The following is a 550-nucleotide window of genomic DNA, read 5'->3' as shown; positions in this document are numbered from 1 at the left end:
CGCCCGCCGTTTGCCTTGGAGACGATGCTGCGCATCCACTTCATGCAGCAGTGGTTCACGCTGAGCGATCCGGCGATGGAGGAGTCGCTGCACGATGTGCCGCTGTTGCGCGAATTCGCAGGCCTGAACTGGGACACGCCGCTGCCCGACGAGACCACGATCCTGCGCTTTCGCCGGCGGCTGGAGGAACACAAGCTGGCCCCTCAGATCCTGGCACTGGTCAACGAATTGCTGGGTGCCAAGGGTTTGATGCTGCGTGCCGGCACGGTAGTGGACGCCACGCTGATCTCTGCGCCCAGTTCGACCAAGAATGCCTCGGGCGAACGCGACCCGCAGATGAAACAAAGCAAGAAGGGCAAGCAGTGGTACTTCGGCATGAAGGCCCACATCGGCGTGGATGCGGACTCCGGTCTGGTGCACACGGTGCGCGGCACAGCCGGCAACGTCAATGATGTGATCGAGGCCAACACGCTGTTGCACGGCGAGGAAACCGAGGCCTGGGGCGACGCGGGCTACCAGGGCGCAGCCAAGCGGCCCGATGCCCAGGCCG

General features: G+C 64.5%; 1 protein-coding gene. It reads left to right on the top strand.

Annotated elements, in window-relative coordinates; genetic code table 11:
- On the top strand, window positions 1-550 hold a 550-nt coding region (locus JHD63_RS22805; RefSeq protein ID WP_198973089.1), incomplete at both ends, for an IS5 family transposase.

The organism is Xylophilus sp. ASV27 (assembly GCF_016428875.1).
GTDB lineage: Bacteria > Pseudomonadota > Gammaproteobacteria > Burkholderiales > Burkholderiaceae_C > Xylophilus.
The sequence above is the reverse complement of the archived record's forward strand: the minus strand, read 5'-3'. Positions and strand labels throughout refer to the sequence as shown.